The following is a 14,853-nucleotide window of genomic DNA, read 5'->3' as shown; positions in this document are numbered from 1 at the left end:
CAACAAAAGGAGAAGCTTATGTATGATACACTGATTATCGGCGCAGGCCCAGCTGGAATGACTGCTGCCTTGTATGCAGCCCGTAGCAATCTCAAGGTTGCCTTGTTAGAAGCAGGAATTCCTGGCGGACAGATGAACAACACGTCCGATATCGAGAATTATCCAGGCTATGCTAATATCAGTGGACCTGAATTGGCAGAAAAAATGTTCGAGCCTTTAGAAGTACTAGGTGTGGAACACTTGTTCGGCAGAGCCGAAAACATTGTTGATCAAGGAAGCTACAAGGAAATTACGACAGATGATGGCCTCCTTCAAGCCAAGACCGTTATTATTGCGACAGGTTCTAACCATCGCTTGTTGGGAGTTCCAGGTGAAGAAGAATTGAATAGTCGTGGAGTTTCTTATTGTGCCGTCTGTGATGGGGCCTTCTTCCGTGATGAAGACCTCATGGTTGTTGGTGGAGGGGACTCAGCGGTTGAAGAGGCAATCTTCCTGACTCAGTTTGCTAAGTCTGTTACCATTGTTCACCGCCGCGATGCCCTACGTGCCCAAAAAGTTCTTCAAGACCGGGCTTTTGCCAATGAAAAGATTCACCTTGCTTGGAATACAGTGGTCGAAGAAATCAAAGGGGACAACCGTGTGACCAGCCTGGTCTTAAAAGATGTTCAAACAGGTCAAGTCCGCGAGCAAGCAGCAGGTGGCGCCTTCATCTATGTGGGCTTGGATCCTGTCAGTGATTTTGCTAAAGACCTCGGTATTCTAGACGATCAGGGTTGGGTGATTACAGATGATCACATGAAAACCTCAGTGCCTGGTGTCTTTGCGGTTGGAGATGTCCGTCAAAAAGATCTTCGCCAGGTCACCACAGCTGTTGGGGACGGCGCTGTTGCCGGTCAAGAAGCCTATAAATATATTACTGAACACGAAGAATAAGAAAGAAGGGATGTTCGTCTGATGGAAAGAGACGGATAGCCCTTCTTTTTTACGATGAAAAATGAGGCTTAGCCCGGATTAAACTCATGTGGTCCTGCTTAAAATATGCTATAATGTGTTTAAAATTATTTTGGACTGTGCCAGTTGAAGGAGCGTGACTGGTGCCACGACGTAAGAAAAAAGAAGAGGGATCAAAAATGTACCCAGATGATAGTTTAACTCTCCACACTGATTTGTACCAAATCAATATGATGCAGGTTTACTTTGAGCAAGGCATCCACAATAAAAAGGCAGTATTCGAGGCCTACTTCCGCCAGCAACCCTTTAAAAATGGCTATGCCGTCTTTGCGGGTCTTGAGCGCCTTGTCAACTATTTGAAGAATCTACGTTTTTCTGAGTCAGATATTGCCTACTTAGAATCCTTGGGCTATGAAGGAGCCTTCCTAGACTACTTGAAAAATTTCAAAATGGAATTGACCGTTCGTTCTGCCAAAGAAGGGGACCTGGTCTTTGCCAATGAGCCAATCGTTCAAGTAGAAGGACCGCTTGCCCAGTGTCAACTGGTCGAAACAGCCCTCCTCAATATTGTTAATTTCCAAACCTTGATCGCCACAAAAGCAGCTCGGATTAAGTCTGTTATTGAGGACGAACCGTTGATGGAGTTCGGAACTCGCAGGGCGCAAGAAATGGATGCGGCCATTTGGGGAACCCGTGCAGCCGTTATTGGAGGTGCTAGTGGGACCAGTAACGTTCGTGCAGGAAAACTCTTTGATATTCCAGTTCTTGGGACCCATGCCCATGCCTTGGTGCAGGTCTATGGTGATGATTACAAAGCTTTTAAGGCCTATGCTGAGACCCATCGCAACTGTGTCTTCCTAGTGGATACCTATGATACGCTACGCATCGGAGTTCCAGCTGCTATTCAGGTGGCGCGCGAGATGGGAGATCGTATCAACTTCCTAGGCGTGCGGATTGATTCTGGAGATATTGCCTACATCTCGAAAAAAGTTCGCCAGCAGTTGGATGAAGCTGGTTTCACAGAAGCGAAGATCTATGCCTCAAATGATTTGGATGAAAACACTATCCTCAACTTGAAGATGCAAAAGGCTAAGATTGATGTCTGGGGTGTTGGAACCAAGCTGATCACAGCCTATGACCAACCAGCCCTCGGAGCAGTCTATAAGATTGTGTCTATCGAAGACGAAAATGGCCAAATGCGGAATACCATCAAGCTGTCTAATAATGCTGAGAAGGTCTCAACTCCAGGGAAGAAACAAGTTTGGCGTATTACCAGTCGGGAAAAGGGCAAATCTGAAGGAGATTACATTACTTACGATGGAGTCGATGTCAATGAACTGACAGAAATCAAGATGTTCCATCCGACCTACACCTATATCAAGAAGACGGTTCGTGATTTTGATGCCATCCCACTCTTGGTTGACATTTTTAAAGATGGGGAACAAGTCTATGAATTGCCAGCTTTGATGGATATCCAAGCCTATGCTCGGAAGGAATTCGATAAGCTCTGGGATGAGTACAAACGTGTCCTCAACCCGCAACATTACCCAGTGGACTTGGCCAAGGACGTATGGCAAGATAAGATGGATCTGATTGATCAGATGCGTCAGAAAGCCTTGGGAGGTGATGAGGAATGAGCTTACAAGAAGACATTATTGCTCAATTAGGGGTCAAGCCGGTCATTGATCCTCAAGAAGAGATTCGTCGGTCGATTGATTTTTTGAAGGACTACTTGCAAAAACATCCCTTTCTGAAGACCTTTGTCTTAGGAATTTCAGGAGGACAGGACTCTACCCTAGCTGGTCGCCTGGCTCAATTGGCCATGGAGGAAATGCGGAGCGAGACTGGAGATGCCAGCTATCAGTTTGTTGCTGTCCGCTTGCCTTACGGTGTTCAAGCGGATGAAGCAGATGCCCAAAAGGCCTTAGCCTTCATCCAGCCAGATGTCAGCCTAGTCGTGAACATCAAGGAATCGGTCGATGCCATGGAACGTGCTGTGGAAGCGACAGGAACGGATGTCTCAGACTTTAACAAGGGCAATATCAAGGCGCGGAGCCGGATGATTGCTCAGTATGCCTTAGCGGGTGCCTATAGCGGAGCCGTCATTGGGACAGATCATGCGGCCGAAAATATCACTGGTTTCTTTACCAAGTTTGGAGATGGCGGAGCCGATATCCTTCCTCTCTATCGCCTCAACAAGCGCCAAGGCAAGCAGTTGCTTCAGGCACTGGGAGCTGATCCAGCCTTGTATGAGAAGGTACCGATTGCCGATTTGGAAGAGGAAAAGCCTGGCATCGCTGATGAAGTAGCTCTTGGAGTGACCTATGCAGAAATTGATGACTACCTAGAAGGGAAATCCGTTAGCCCAGAAGCTCAAGCAACCATTGAAAGCTGGTGGCACAAAGGCCAACACAAACGCCATTTACCAATTACAGTATTTGATACCTTCTGGCGTTGATAAGAAAGAAAAAGTCGGTTGAGCCGACTTTTTTTAAACAGATAGGAGGAAAGAGGATGAGAAAATTGGGTTCTATTGAACTGGAGACCAATCGTTTATTATTAAGACGCTTTGGTTTAGAGGATGCAAAGGCAATGTTTGAAAATTGGGCGTCTGACACAGATAATCTTACATATGTGACTTGGGATCCTCATCCAAATCCTAAAGTGACTCGGGCTTCGATCGAAAGGTGGCTCCGTCAGTACCAAGAGGAAAATAGCTACAAGTGGGCAATTTGCAAAAAAGATAATCCCGCACAAGTGATAGGAGATATCAGTGTCGTTTCCCAGGATTCACAAAAAGAAATATGTGAAGTTGGCTATATTCTAGGAAAAAAATTCTGGGGTCAAGGTCTGATGACAGAAGCCCTCCAAGCGGTTTTACACTTTTTGTTGGTAGAAGTGGGATTCAAGGAAGTTCAGGCCAAGTATGTCAGTTTGAACCCTGCTTCAGGAAGGGTCATGGCAAAAGCTGGAATGCATTATCTTGAAACTCTCCCAAATGCTGTCGCTAGAAAAGACTATGTCGGAGATCAAATCATCTACACGATCCATTCTTCTGACCTTTAAAACAATTTTTACTTGAAGATTTTGGTCAATGGTCTATAATGGTAAGTAGCTTTACAAAGGAGAATCTTATGTCAGAATTAACACAAGAATTTACAGATCAACTTTATGCAAATTACCAAGCAAATGTGAAATTTGCGGCTCTCGAAAATGCCATCACCCACAATGGGATTCATGCAGCTTTGGAGACACGCAAAAGCGCAGTAGAAAACACGCCCGTCTTTTCTCTTGATTTAACCAAGGACAAAGTAACAGACCAGAAAGCTTCTGGTCGTTGCTGGATGTTTGCGGCCTTAAATACCTTCCGCCACAAGATGATCTCAAACTTCCAATTAGAGGATTTTGAGTTGTCTCAAGCTCATACCTTCTTCTGGGATAAGTACGAAAAATCCAACTGGTTCTTGGAGCAAATCATTGCGACAGCGGATCAGGAACTGACCAGTCGCAAGGTGGCTTTCCTCCTTCAAACCCCTCAACAAGATGGTGGCCAATGGGATATGGTTGTTTCCCTCTTTGAAAAGTATGGGGTCGTACCTAAGTCTGTTTATCCAGAATCCATCTCTTCTAGCAATAGCCGAGAGCTCAATACCTACTTAAACAAATTGTTGCGCCAAGATGCTCAAATCCTTCGCGATTTGCTTGCAAGTGGTGCAGATCAAGCGACGGTTCAGAGCAAGAAAGAAGAGCTTCTACAAGAAATCTTTAATTTCTTGGCTATGTCTCTGGGCTTGCCTCCTCGTACATTTAGTTTCTCTTACCGCGATAAGGACAACAACTACCATACAGAAGCTGGATTGACGCCTCAAAGCTTTTACAAAAAATATGTGGATCTTCAGTTGGAGGACTACGTTTCTGTTATCAATGCGCCTACGGCAGATAAGCCTTATGGTCAGTCCTATACGGTTGAAATGCTTGGGAATGTGGTCGGTAGCCGTGAAGTCCGCTACCTCAATGTTCCGATGGAGCGTTTGAAAGAATTGGCTATTGCCCAAATGAAAGCCGGGGAAACTGTTTGGTTTGGATCGGATGTCGGCCAAGTCAGCAACCGCAAAGCTGGAATCCTTGCAACAGATGTCTACGACTTTGAAGCGGGAATGGATATCCAGCTGACTCAAGATAAGGCAGGGCGTTTGGATTATGCAGAAAGTCTCATGACCCATGCTATGGTCTTGACTGGTGTGGACCTGGACGAAGCTGGACGCCCTCTCAAATGGAAGGTTGAGAATTCTTGGGGAGAAAAAGTGGGAACAGATGGTTACTTTGTAGCTTCCGATGCCTGGATGGATGAATACACCTACCAAATCGTCGTCCGCAAGGCACTGTTGACAGCCGAAGAATTGGCTGCTTATGAGGCAGAACCGATTGTCTTGGCTCCATGGGATCCGATGGGGGCCTTGGCTTCTAAGTAAGTTGAATTGAAAAGAGAGTGGGACAGAAATCGGTAATTGGTTAGAATTCGATTTCGTCGTCCCACCTCCGCACAGTTGAGTAGGGCTGTAAAAGCTGATGAAATCAGCGTAGTAGAGCCCACTCAACCACTGCGTCTTGCTCGACAATCCAAAGAAAATTGAGAGGCTAGGACTTTTGTCCTAGCCTCTTTATTTATATCGTGTAGTCTAATTAATGATTTTGCTCATTCTCTTTAGAAGATGATTCTGTATGTTCAGAATTTTCCTCTGAGCTAGATGAACTAGAGCTTTCCTCTGTTGATTCACTCGTTTCTTCAACTGTATAGCTTGGCTCATAATAGTAGTAATTGTTGTTCTTACCGTTGTTAAGGTAGAGATAAGAACCACTACGGTAAATACCACTTGGTTGAATCCAATCTGTTCCACCAGAATCGTATTGTTCATATAAGTATAGCATCATTTGTTTATAAACATCTGTTGCAACTTTGATTCCATCGTCCAGAACTGGGGTCAAGCGGTTGGTATATCCTGTCCAAACAGCCATAGCATACTGAGTTGTATATCCTACAAATGATTCGTCTGGTGTCACAATGCTTGAATATCTGTACTCTTTTGTGAGTTTCTTCAATTCATTGTCTGCATAGTTAGAAGTACCAGTTTTACCAGCATGATAAAGGCCAGGGATATTCGCATTGTATCCTAGACCAGCTGTGATAACCGATTTCAACATATCTGTCATCATGTAAGCCGTGGTTTCTTTCATCACTCTTGTTCCAGAGGTTTCAAAGTTCTTCGTTGTACCATCGCTAAAGACAACCCGATTCACATATTGAGGTTTGTAATAGGTCCCTCCATTGGCGAAGGTTGCATAAGCAGCAGCCATTTTCTCGCTGCTAGCCCCGTATTTGTTGCTAGAGTCACTCGTGTTACTTGAGATGGCATTTGCATACACCATTTCTGGATAATTGATTCCCATGTTGCTTAAGAATTTCTGAGCTTTCTTCAAACCAACCTTTTCAAGAGCCCGGACTGCAGTGACGTTACGAGATTGTTGGAGAGCATAAACCATGCTGATATTGCCATAGTACTGTCTATCCCAGTTATAAATTTGTGTATTTGTACCTGGGAAGTTGTACGGTGTATCAGGAATGGTTACTCCAGTGGAGCTATATTCTTCATGTTCAATCGCGGGAGCATAGTCTGAGATAGGTTTCATTGTAGAACCCCAATCTCGGTTCGTTTCGACTGCTTGGTTGGTACCGAAGGATACATTAGATGACTGATGACGGGATCCCAACTGAGCAATGACTTTTCCGTTTGTCACGTCGATGATAGTAGAAGCAACTTGCAACTCATTATCTGGATAATTGACATATTCGTCAGAATTGTAAATATCCCAAAGACGTTTTTGAGCTGCGGTATCGACGTTGGTATAGACATCCATACCAGTTGTCAAGACATTGTAGCCTGTCTCTTCTTCGACTTGTTGGATGACTTCTTTGAGGTAGTTATCCATATAAGCTGGATAGTTGCTTGAGCCAGTTAGACTTTGTAAGCCATCTGTAACAGGTGTATTGACGGCACTTTCGTACTGCTCATTTGAAATAGACTTCATGTCCAACATTTCTTTGAGAACTAGATTTCGGCGTTGGAGAGCAGCTTCCGGATTGGTATAAGGGTCATATTGGTTCGGTGCCTGAGGCATTCCAGCCAATAGGGCTACTTGTGGAAGAGAAAGATCCTTTAAGTCTTTTGCATAGTAGCTACGAGCAGCTGTTTGCATCCCGTAGTTTCCGTTAGACATGTAAACTTTGTTGATGTAGTAGGTCAAAATCTCTTGTTTGGTTGCTTTTTGTTCCAATTGAGTAGCAAGCCAAGCTTCTTGGATTTTCCGAGATAAGGTTTGGTCGGCCGAAGAAGTAGAGAAGTAAGTGAGCTTGATCAACTGCTGTGTGAGAGTAGATCCTCCTTGGCGCCCTCCTCGGAGGTTGCTGAAGAAGGCTCCCCCGATACGAATAAAGTCTATCCCTCTGTGGTTGAAAAAGCGATGGTCTTCAATCGCCACAATCGCGTTGACCAAGTCGATTGGGATTTCATTTGTTTTTACATTAATTCGTTTTTCAGCACCCAAGTCTGCAATCAGATTGTTTTGATTGTCATAGATTTTACTGGATGTCGTTGCGACCAGGTCTTTCTCAGAAAGAGTCGGTGCTTTTGCAGCATAATATCCAAATACCAATCCACCCAGGATAAGTAAAAGGAAAAATAAGGAAATAGCTGCAATCGCCGCATATTTTAACCACTGGATAACTGTTTGTTTGTTCATTTAATTACCGCCTAGTAGATTCTGTTCGATAATATCGAGATAAGGGACGCTTGGAAGGCGATCTGTCTCGATACGATAACCGTTTTCCTGTATAAAGGTCAAGGGCATAGATTTACTGCCGTGATCAATGTTGTAAAAGTCGATTAAGGAAGGAGCGGGCAGTAGATAGGTCTCATTGAGCTTTGCAAAATGCAAGAGCACAAAACAAATTCCTCCCTGTTGAAGGACTGCAGCCATGTGATCAATCTGGTGCTGATGAAAGTTTTTCATCGGCATGGATTGTTTCTGCTGAGTCTCTTTTGCTTCAAAATCAATGTAGTGTCCCTTGTAAACACCAGAATAGTCTGTAGTAGACGCCTGGCGAAAATAAGCTTCTACAATCTTTGCCCGACTGCGATGAGGATAGTCTACCTTTACAATCTGGATGGGGGTCGGCTTTTTATGAATAACCGCTAGCCCTCTGGAAAGGTAGTAGTGATTGCTCTCATTAATCATTTTTTCAAATGTCATCCCCCGATTGGCAAAGTTTACACTTTGCTTCCTCTGGATGGGCGAAGAAGATTTCTTGCTAAGTTTGTGAGGATAGTTGACCATAATTCTCCTTATTGGTACAATTACATCACTCTATTATATCACAAAAAGAAGAAGGGAGGGGAAATAATGAATAGTTTACTGATTACAGGTTATAAGGCATTTGAATTGGGAATTCTGACAGCTAAGGATCCTAGACTACCAATCATTAAAGAGGCGATTCGCAGGGATTTAGTCCGTTTTTTGGAAGAGGGAGTCAAGTGGTTAATTTTCACGGGGAATCTAGGTTTTGAAGCTTGGGCCTTAGAGGTTGCTCAGGAATTAAGAAAAGATTACGAGATACAGTTGGCCACGATTTTTATGTTTGAAAACCAAGGAGAGAACTGGAATGAGGCCAATCAAGAAGTCCTTAGTCGCTTTAAACAGGTTGATTTTGTCAAGTATGCCTATCCCTCTTATAGCCAGCCAGGTCAGTTCAAAGAATACAATACATTTTTGTTAGAAAATACAGATGCTGCTTATTTATTTTATGATCCAGATCATGAAACAAATCTCAAATATCTTTACAAAATGATGCTAGAAATGGATCAGTATCATGTCAAAAGATTAAACTTTGATGACTTGAATGAAGTAGCAGAAAAAATTTACGAAAAATAAGTGGTTTACCTTGATTTTTTCCTCTCATTTTTTATATAATGATTATGATTAACTAGAACGGAGAGAATGATGGCAAGTATTATTTTTACTGCGAAAGATATTTTTGATCAAGATTTCAAAAAAGAAGTTCGTGGATTTAGTAAAGTTGAGGTAAATGAGTTTTTGGATGATGTCATCAAAGACTATGAAACCTATGCTGCCTTAGTCAAGGAATTGAAAGAAGAAAATGCTCGGCTCCGTGAAGAATTAGCTAATAAAACGAGCCAAGTAACTCCGAGTCCATCAGTTCCTGAGTCTACTCCAAAGCATGAGTTTCCTCAGGTCACTACTACGACAAACTTCGATATTTTGAAACGCTTAAATCGTCTAGAAAAAGAAGTCTTCGGAAAACAAGTCGTTGATCGTGATTTTTAAGATATAACATATGAATCGTGCAATTTTTGGATAATCGCGTGAGAGCTTTCTCTCATGAGGAAAGTCCATGCTAGCACAGGCTGTGATGCCTGTAGTGTTTGTGCTAGGTGAATCCATAAGCCTAGGGACTTGATGTTCAAGTTACGGCGAGCGAACGGGCTAAGTCTTAGGATAAGTTCTACTAGCTCTGAAAGTGCCACAGTGACGTAGTTTTTAGGGAAACCTAAAAAGTGGAACGCGGTAAACCCCTCAAGCTAGCAACCCAAACTTTGGTCGGGGCATAGGATGCATGGAAACGAACATAGCATTCTGACTGGAAACAGTAGACAGATGATTATCAAAGGAAATGGTACCTAGTCATTTCTGGAACAAAACATGGCTTATAGAAAATTGCATATAGGTGGCGAGGGGGAGAGAAATCTCAACCTCCTTTTTTAAACAATGGGGAATAAATGAAAAAACAATTTGAATTAATTGCGACAGCTGCTGCTGGATTAGAAGCAGTAGTTGGGCGTGAATTGCGTGAGCTAGGCTACGATTGCCAAGTGGAAAATGGACGGGTTCGTTTCAAAGGCGATGTTCGTGCGATCATCGAAACCAATCTTTGGTTGCGTGCCGCTGACCGAATCAAGATCGTCGTAGGATCTTTTCCTGCCCGCACCTTTGAAGAACTCTTTCAAGGAGTTTTTGCCTTGGATTGGGATCAATATCTCCCTTTAGGAGCGCGTTTCCCTATCTCAAAAGCAAAATGCGTCAAATCCAAACTGCATAACGAACCGAGTGTACAAGCTATTTCGAAAAAGGCAGTTGTTAAAAAGTTGCAAAAACACTATGCTCGTCCGGAAGGCGTTCCATTGATCGAAAATGGAGCAGAATTTAAAATTGAAGTTTCTATCTTGAAGGACCAAGCGACTATTTTAATTGATACCACTGGCAGTAGCCTGTTTAAACGAGGTTATCGGACTGAAAAGGGTGGGGCACCCATCAAGGAAAATATGGCGGCAGCCATTCTTCAACTTTCCAATTGGTATCCTGATAAGCCCTTGGTTGATCCGACTTGTGGATCAGGAACCTTCTGTATCGAAGCGGCTATGATGGCTCGACAGATAGCGCCAGGCTTGAGACGGACCTTCTCTTTTGAAGACTGGAATTGGGTAGATGATCGCCTGATTCAAGAAGTGCGTACAGAAGCTACTAAAAAGATAAATCGTGATCTCGTCCTAGACATCATGGGGACGGATATCGATGCGCGGATGGTCGAGATTGCTAAAGAAAATGCTCAAAAAGCAGGAGTTGCGAGCGATATCACCTTTAAGCAAATGCGGGTCCAAGATTTGCGTTCGGATAAGATCAATGGGGTCATCGTCTCCAATCCACCTTATGGTGAACGCTTATCCGATGATGCAGGGGTGACAAAATTGTATGCTGAAATGGGAGAGGTCCTTGCGCCATTGAAGACTTGGAGCAAATTTATCCTGACCAGCGATGAAAATTTTGAAAAGAAATTTGGGCGACAAGCGGATAAAAAACGAAAATTATATAACGGAACCTTAAAGGTTGATTTGTATCAGTTCTTTGGGGAGCGAGTGCGTCGACAAGCGACTAGTGAGAAAGGAAACATATGACAAAAGAAGATAAACAGCAGTTGGGTCAAGAGGCAGAGTCAGTTCTTGATTTTAAGGATGCAAAAGAGATGACGATTGGTCAAGCGAACCGTAAAGCTGAAGAAATCGAAGCAGGAGTCAAGGAAACAGACAACGTCCTCGATAAATACATCAAACAGCACCGTGACGAAATCGAAGCTCATAAGTTTGATACGATCGTCATGAAGAAGGAAATGCTGGCAGATGCAGAGGCGACAGCCACTGTAGAAGCAACGGAGGCAATTCCAAACGAAGATCCTGTGGAAGAAGTAGCACCGTCTGAAGCAACTCAAAAAGAAGTTGCGTCTACTCGCATTCCAGATCCAATTCCTGGGGAACTCCCTGCAAAAATTAAGTTTGGTCCAGAGCCAACAGAACCATATGTAGATGATGATATTGAGATTCCTGAAGAACCGAAAAAAAGCCGGGTAAAACCAATCTTACTTTCAGTTTTAGCTCTGACAGCAGTTGCTACAGCCAGTTGGTTGTCTTATCAATGGATCCGTAACCAGTCTAAAGGGGAAACAACAGTCGTCTCTTCTTCTAGCTCGTCAAAGAAAAAGTCATCCAGCTCTTCTTCCTCAACGAGTGCTAATACAGAGGCTTTGCTGAAGGACTTTAATGATCAGTATGCAGCCTTCTTTACAGATGACACGCAGACGAAGTTGAAAAATGATTCTTTTGGTAATTTGGAAAAACTGAAAGCCAGTTTAGAAAAATTGAAAGATACCAAGGAATACGATGCAGCGAAGAGTAAATACGATGAATTGGTGAAGCAAGTTTCTGCTATTCAAACAGTCAACTCTCAATTTACTAGTCCAGTTATTAAGGATGGGGCTATCGATAGCAAGGCGCAGGTAAAGAGTGATGCAGTATTTTCAGATGTGTCGACGTCTAATACACAACTGAACCAATTGTTGAAGGATGCTGCTTCTCAAGGTCGCTCACAACAAGTTGCCACTCCAGCTCCTGTGACAGATGGTGGTGGCAGTGTTACGGGCGGAAGCGCAGCTTCTTCTGGAACAGTAACAAGTCCAGCTCCTACTCCAGCTCCAGTTCCAGCCACTGAAGGGAATACGACAGGTGGAGTGAATCCAGGTTATTCTGGCTTCGGTCTTCAAAGCACTGGTGTACCCCTTCAACGAAACTTGAGCCGGGTGCCATACAATCAGGCGGCACTTGACGATATAAACAATCCTGCATGGACCTTTAATCCTGGTATCTTGGAGAAGATTCTGAAAATTGCTCGGGAACGTGGCCATATTGTTGGGGATCAATACATTTTGGAACGCGTGAATATTATCAATGGCAATGGTTATTACAACCTCTTTAAGCCAGATGGTACTTACTTATTTAGTATCAATGCTAAAACTGGCTACTTTGTCGGAAACGGAAAAGGCCATTCCGATGCATTGGATTATTAACAACTAAAAAAAGGACTTCTCTTTAAAAGAGAAGTCCTTACTTTTTTATACGATATGGCGTGTGAATGGATCGTCAGAAATGCCTTGTTCAAGAATCAATTTGCACCACTCTTTAGCAGAAAAGAGGCTGTGATCTTTGTAGTTTCCACAAGACTCAATCGTCGTTCCTGGAACGTCTTCCCAGCTAGTTGCTTCAGCAATTTCCTCTAAGGAAGATTTAATCACTTGTGCAATGGTTTTTGGATCGTGCTGTCCCCACATAATCATATGGAATCCGGTACGACATCCAAAAGGTGAACAATCAATCATCCCATCAATGCGTTTGCGAATCAACATAGCCAAGAGGTGCTCAATTGTATGTAAACCAGCAGTCGGGATAGAGTCTTCATTTGGTTGAACCAAGCGGATATCATAGTTTGAGATGACATCTCCTTTTGGCCCTGTTTCCTCTCCGATTAGGCGGACGTAAGGGGCTTTTACAGCAGTGTGGTCAAGTTCGAAACTTTCCACAATAACTTCTTTAGTCATGTATCTTCCTCAATTCTTTTTTCTTGATTATAGCACAATTGGCGGTGGAAGAAAATACAAGAAAGGAGGGAGGGAAGTGCCCCTTAAAATAAGGTCCAGAAACTTATTTTTTAGGGAGTTTCTCATTAGAATCAAAGGAAAGAAGCATTTGAATAATAGCAAAAATAGATTGGTTTTCGCTAGAAAATTTGTTTGTTAATTTTGTAAAAATATGATAAAATGATAAAGAATTTTTTAATTCAACTATTCATTAGATTAGGGGTAAAAACATGGAATTTGGAATTGCAATTGTTTTTGCCGCAATCATTGGTTTAGTCATTGGATATGTAGGGATCTCAGTCAAGATGAAAGCATCTAAAGAAGCTGCAGAACTTACTCTTTTAAATGCTGAACAAGAAGCAACGAATTTACGTGGACAGGCAGAGCGTGAAGCTGATTTGATTTTGAAAGAAGCTAAGCATGAGTCTAGTTCACTTAAAAAAGAAGCACTTTTGGAGGCAAAGGAAGAAGCCAGAAAATATCGAGAAGAAGTCGATGCTGAGTTTAAATCAGAGCGTCAAGAATTAAAACAATTAGAGACCCGCTTAGCGGAACGTTCAAATAATCTTGATCGCAAAGATGATATTCTTACGAGCAAAGAACAAACTCTTAAACAAAAAGAGCAAAGTCTTTCAGATAGAACTAAACACATTGATGCGCGTGAAGAACAATTACATGAGCTAGAAAAGAAAAAAGAAGAAGAATTAGAAAAAATTGCTTCTCTTACTCAATCGGAAGCACGTGATATTATCTTAACGCAAACAGAAGAACATCTTTCAAAAGAAATTGCAACTCGTATCCGAGATGCAGAATTGGAAATAAAAGAACGTTCAGACAAAGTTGCGAAAGATATCTTGGTTCAAGCCATGCAACGGATGGCAGGTGATTTTGTTGCAGAACAGACTAACTCAACGGTTCATTTGCCAGATGATGCGATGAAGGGTCGAATCATTGGTCGCGAAGGTCGAAATATTCGTACCTTTGAAAGCTTAACAGGTGTGGATGTTATTATTGACGATACGCCAGAAGTGGTCACCTTGTCTGGATTTGATCCGATTCGTCGGGAAATTGCACGGATGACGATGGAAAGTCTATTGAAAGATGGTCGAATCCATCCAGCCCGTATTGAGGAGTTGGTAGAGAAGAACCGTCAGGAAATTGACCAACGGATTCGGGAATATGGGGAAGCGGCGGCTTATGAAATTGGAGCGCCAAACCTACACCCTGACTTGATGAAGATTATGGGACGCTTGCAATTTAGAACCTCTTATGGTCAAAATGTTCTGCGTCACTCAATTGAGGTTGCTAAGTTATCTGGTATTATTGCTAGTGAACTTGGCGAAAATGCTACCTTGGCTCGTCGAGCTGGTTTCCTACATGATATTGGAAAAGCCATCGACCGTGAGGTAGAAGGTAGCCACGTAGAAATTGGAACAGAGTTGGCTCGTAAATACAAAGAGCATCCTGTTGTCGTTAATACCATTGCTAGCCACCATGGAGACGTTGAACCAGAAAGTGTCATTGCTGTTATTGTAGCAGCAGCGGATGCTTTAAGTGCGGCTCGTCCAGGTGCTCGTAGTGAGTCTCTCGAAAGCTATATCAAACGTCTTCAAGATCTTGAAGAAATTGCAAATAGCTTTAAGGGAGTCAAGACTAGCTTTGCCTTGCAAGCAGGTCGTGAAATCCGAATTATGGTAAGCCCTGAAGAAGTGAAGGATGATAAGTTGACCATCTTAGCTCATGACATTCGTGAGAAGATCGAGTCTAACTTGGAATATCCTGGTAATATCAAGGTGAACGTTATTCGTGAATTGCGTGCCGTTGATTATGCAAAATAAAGCTTGCTAAAATATGAAAAGATAGTCAGC

At 42.9% G+C, this 14,853-nt stretch carries 13 protein-coding genes and 1 other RNA gene; 11 read left to right on the top strand and 3 right to left on the bottom strand.

Annotated elements, in window-relative coordinates:
• Positions 1 to 18: 18 nt before the first annotated feature.
• The 5 genes from trxB to pepC all read left to right on the top strand — a co-directional run bounded on the left by trxB (position 19) and on the right by pepC (position 5,423).
• Positions 19 to 933 (top strand): thioredoxin-disulfide reductase, encoded by a 915-nt coding sequence (trxB, locus tag DW930_RS07090; protein ID WP_123159651.1) that lies wholly within the window; start codon positions 19 to 21, stop codon positions 931 to 933.
• A gap of 197 nt (positions 934 to 1,130) precedes the next feature.
• Complete coding sequence (locus tag DW930_RS07085; protein WP_123159761.1) at positions 1,131 to 2,588, top strand: nicotinate phosphoribosyltransferase; 1,458 nt, start codon at positions 1,131 to 1,133, stop codon at positions 2,586 to 2,588.
• On the top strand, positions 2,585 to 3,409 hold the full coding sequence (gene nadE, locus DW930_RS07080; protein WP_123159650.1) for an ammonia-dependent NAD(+) synthetase: 825 nt from the start codon (positions 2,585 to 2,587) through the stop codon (positions 3,407 to 3,409). The genes DW930_RS07085 and nadE overlap by 4 nt, the downstream gene beginning before the upstream one ends.
• A gap of 56 nt (positions 3,410 to 3,465) precedes the next feature.
• The gene (locus tag DW930_RS07075) at positions 3,466 to 4,017 is read left to right on the top strand and encodes a GNAT family N-acetyltransferase (RefSeq protein WP_123159649.1); all 552 of its coding nucleotides are present in this window, start codon (positions 3,466 to 3,468) and stop codon (positions 4,015 to 4,017) included.
• 68 nt (positions 4,018 to 4,085) lie between these two features.
• The gene (gene pepC / locus DW930_RS07070; RefSeq protein ID WP_023022331.1) at positions 4,086 to 5,423 is read left to right on the top strand and encodes an aminopeptidase C; all 1,338 of its coding nucleotides are present in this window, start codon (positions 4,086 to 4,088) and stop codon (positions 5,421 to 5,423) included.
• 211 nt (positions 5,424 to 5,634) lie between these two features.
• Here pepC and pbp1a read toward each other — a convergent pair whose 3' ends face one another.
• Positions 5,635 to 7,749 carry a penicillin-binding protein PBP1A gene (pbp1a, locus tag DW930_RS07065; protein WP_123159648.1) on the bottom strand — a complete coding sequence of 705 codons (2,115 nt, stop codon included), beginning with the start codon at positions 7,747 to 7,749 and terminating at the stop codon, positions 5,635 to 5,637.
• The gene (gene recU / locus DW930_RS07060; protein ID WP_023022335.1) at positions 7,750 to 8,343 is read right to left on the bottom strand and encodes a Holliday junction resolvase RecU; all 594 of its coding nucleotides are present in this window, start codon (positions 8,341 to 8,343) and stop codon (positions 7,750 to 7,752) included. It abuts the gene before it with no gap.
• Positions 8,344 to 8,409: 66 nt separating this feature from the next.
• Between recU and DW930_RS07055 the strand changes: the two genes are divergently transcribed.
• The 5 genes from DW930_RS07055 to DW930_RS07035 all read left to right on the top strand — a co-directional run bounded on the left by DW930_RS07055 (position 8,410) and on the right by DW930_RS07035 (position 12,418).
• On the top strand, positions 8,410 to 8,937 hold the full coding sequence (locus DW930_RS07055; RefSeq protein ID WP_023022337.1) for a DUF1273 domain-containing protein: 528 nt from the start codon (positions 8,410 to 8,412) through the stop codon (positions 8,935 to 8,937).
• A 69-nt stretch (positions 8,938 to 9,006) separates the two neighbouring features.
• Positions 9,007 to 9,351, top strand: a complete 345-nt coding sequence (gene gpsB / locus DW930_RS07050; protein WP_023022338.1) for a cell division regulator GpsB — start codon at positions 9,007 to 9,009, stop codon at positions 9,349 to 9,351.
• Between the two features lie 22 nt (positions 9,352 to 9,373).
• Positions 9,374 to 9,739: RNase P RNA component class B (gene rnpB, locus DW930_RS07045), an RNA gene on the top strand.
• A gap of 64 nt (positions 9,740 to 9,803) precedes the next feature.
• On the top strand, positions 9,804 to 10,976 hold the full coding sequence (locus tag DW930_RS07040) for a class I SAM-dependent RNA methyltransferase (RefSeq protein ID WP_023022340.1): 1,173 nt from the start codon (positions 9,804 to 9,806) through the stop codon (positions 10,974 to 10,976).
• Positions 10,973 to 12,418 (top strand): cell division site-positioning protein MapZ family protein, encoded by a 1,446-nt coding sequence (locus DW930_RS07035; RefSeq protein ID WP_023022341.1) that lies wholly within the window; start codon positions 10,973 to 10,975, stop codon positions 12,416 to 12,418. Before DW930_RS07040 ends, DW930_RS07035 begins: the two co-directional genes overlap by 4 nt.
• Positions 12,419 to 12,463: 45 nt before the next feature.
• On the opposite strand, the gene DW930_RS07030 is transcribed toward DW930_RS07035, so the two are convergent.
• A complete protein-coding gene (locus DW930_RS07030) occupies positions 12,464 to 12,946 on the bottom strand; it encodes an S-ribosylhomocysteine lyase (RefSeq protein WP_006596848.1) in 483 nt (160 codons plus the stop codon).
• Positions 12,947 to 13,215: 269 nt separating this feature from the next.
• Between DW930_RS07030 and DW930_RS07025 the strand changes: the two genes are divergently transcribed.
• Positions 13,216 to 14,823, top strand: coding sequence for a ribonuclease Y (locus DW930_RS07025; protein WP_123159647.1), 1,608 nt, complete (start codon positions 13,216 to 13,218; stop codon positions 14,821 to 14,823).
• Positions 14,824 to 14,853: the final 30 nt, after the last annotated feature.

This window comes from Streptococcus sp. AM43-2AT (genome assembly GCF_003603405.1).
Taxonomy (GTDB): Bacteria; Bacillota; Bacilli; order Lactobacillales; family Streptococcaceae; genus Streptococcus; species Streptococcus ilei.
The sequence above is the reverse complement of the archived record's forward strand: the minus strand, read 5'-3'. Positions and strand labels throughout refer to the sequence as shown.

Coding starts and splice junctions, on each gene's coding strand:
- trxB (WP_123159651.1), top strand. CDS start 19: ATGTATGATACACTGATTATCGGCGCAGGCCCAGCTGGAATGACTGCT.
- DW930_RS07085 (WP_123159761.1), top strand. CDS start 1,131: ATGTACCCAGATGATAGTTTAACTCTCCACACTGATTTGTACCAAATC.
- nadE (WP_123159650.1), top strand. CDS start 2,585: ATGAGCTTACAAGAAGACATTATTGCTCAATTAGGGGTCAAGCCGGTC.
- DW930_RS07075 (WP_123159649.1), top strand. CDS start 3,466: ATGAGAAAATTGGGTTCTATTGAACTGGAGACCAATCGTTTATTATTA.
- pepC (WP_023022331.1), top strand. CDS start 4,086: ATGTCAGAATTAACACAAGAATTTACAGATCAACTTTATGCAAATTAC.
- pbp1a (WP_123159648.1), bottom strand. CDS start 7,749: ATGAACAAACAAACAGTTATCCAGTGGTTAAAATATGCGGCGATTGCA.
- recU (WP_023022335.1), bottom strand. CDS start 8,343: ATGGTCAACTATCCTCACAAACTTAGCAAGAAATCTTCTTCGCCCATC.
- DW930_RS07055 (WP_023022337.1), top strand. CDS start 8,410: ATGAATAGTTTACTGATTACAGGTTATAAGGCATTTGAATTGGGAATT.
- gpsB (WP_023022338.1), top strand. CDS start 9,007: ATGGCAAGTATTATTTTTACTGCGAAAGATATTTTTGATCAAGATTTC.
- DW930_RS07040 (WP_023022340.1), top strand. CDS start 9,804: ATGAAAAAACAATTTGAATTAATTGCGACAGCTGCTGCTGGATTAGAA.
- DW930_RS07035 (WP_023022341.1), top strand. CDS start 10,973: ATGACAAAAGAAGATAAACAGCAGTTGGGTCAAGAGGCAGAGTCAGTT.
- DW930_RS07030 (WP_006596848.1), bottom strand. CDS start 12,946: ATGACTAAAGAAGTTATTGTGGAAAGTTTCGAACTTGACCACACTGCT.
- DW930_RS07025 (WP_123159647.1), top strand. CDS start 13,216: ATGGAATTTGGAATTGCAATTGTTTTTGCCGCAATCATTGGTTTAGTC.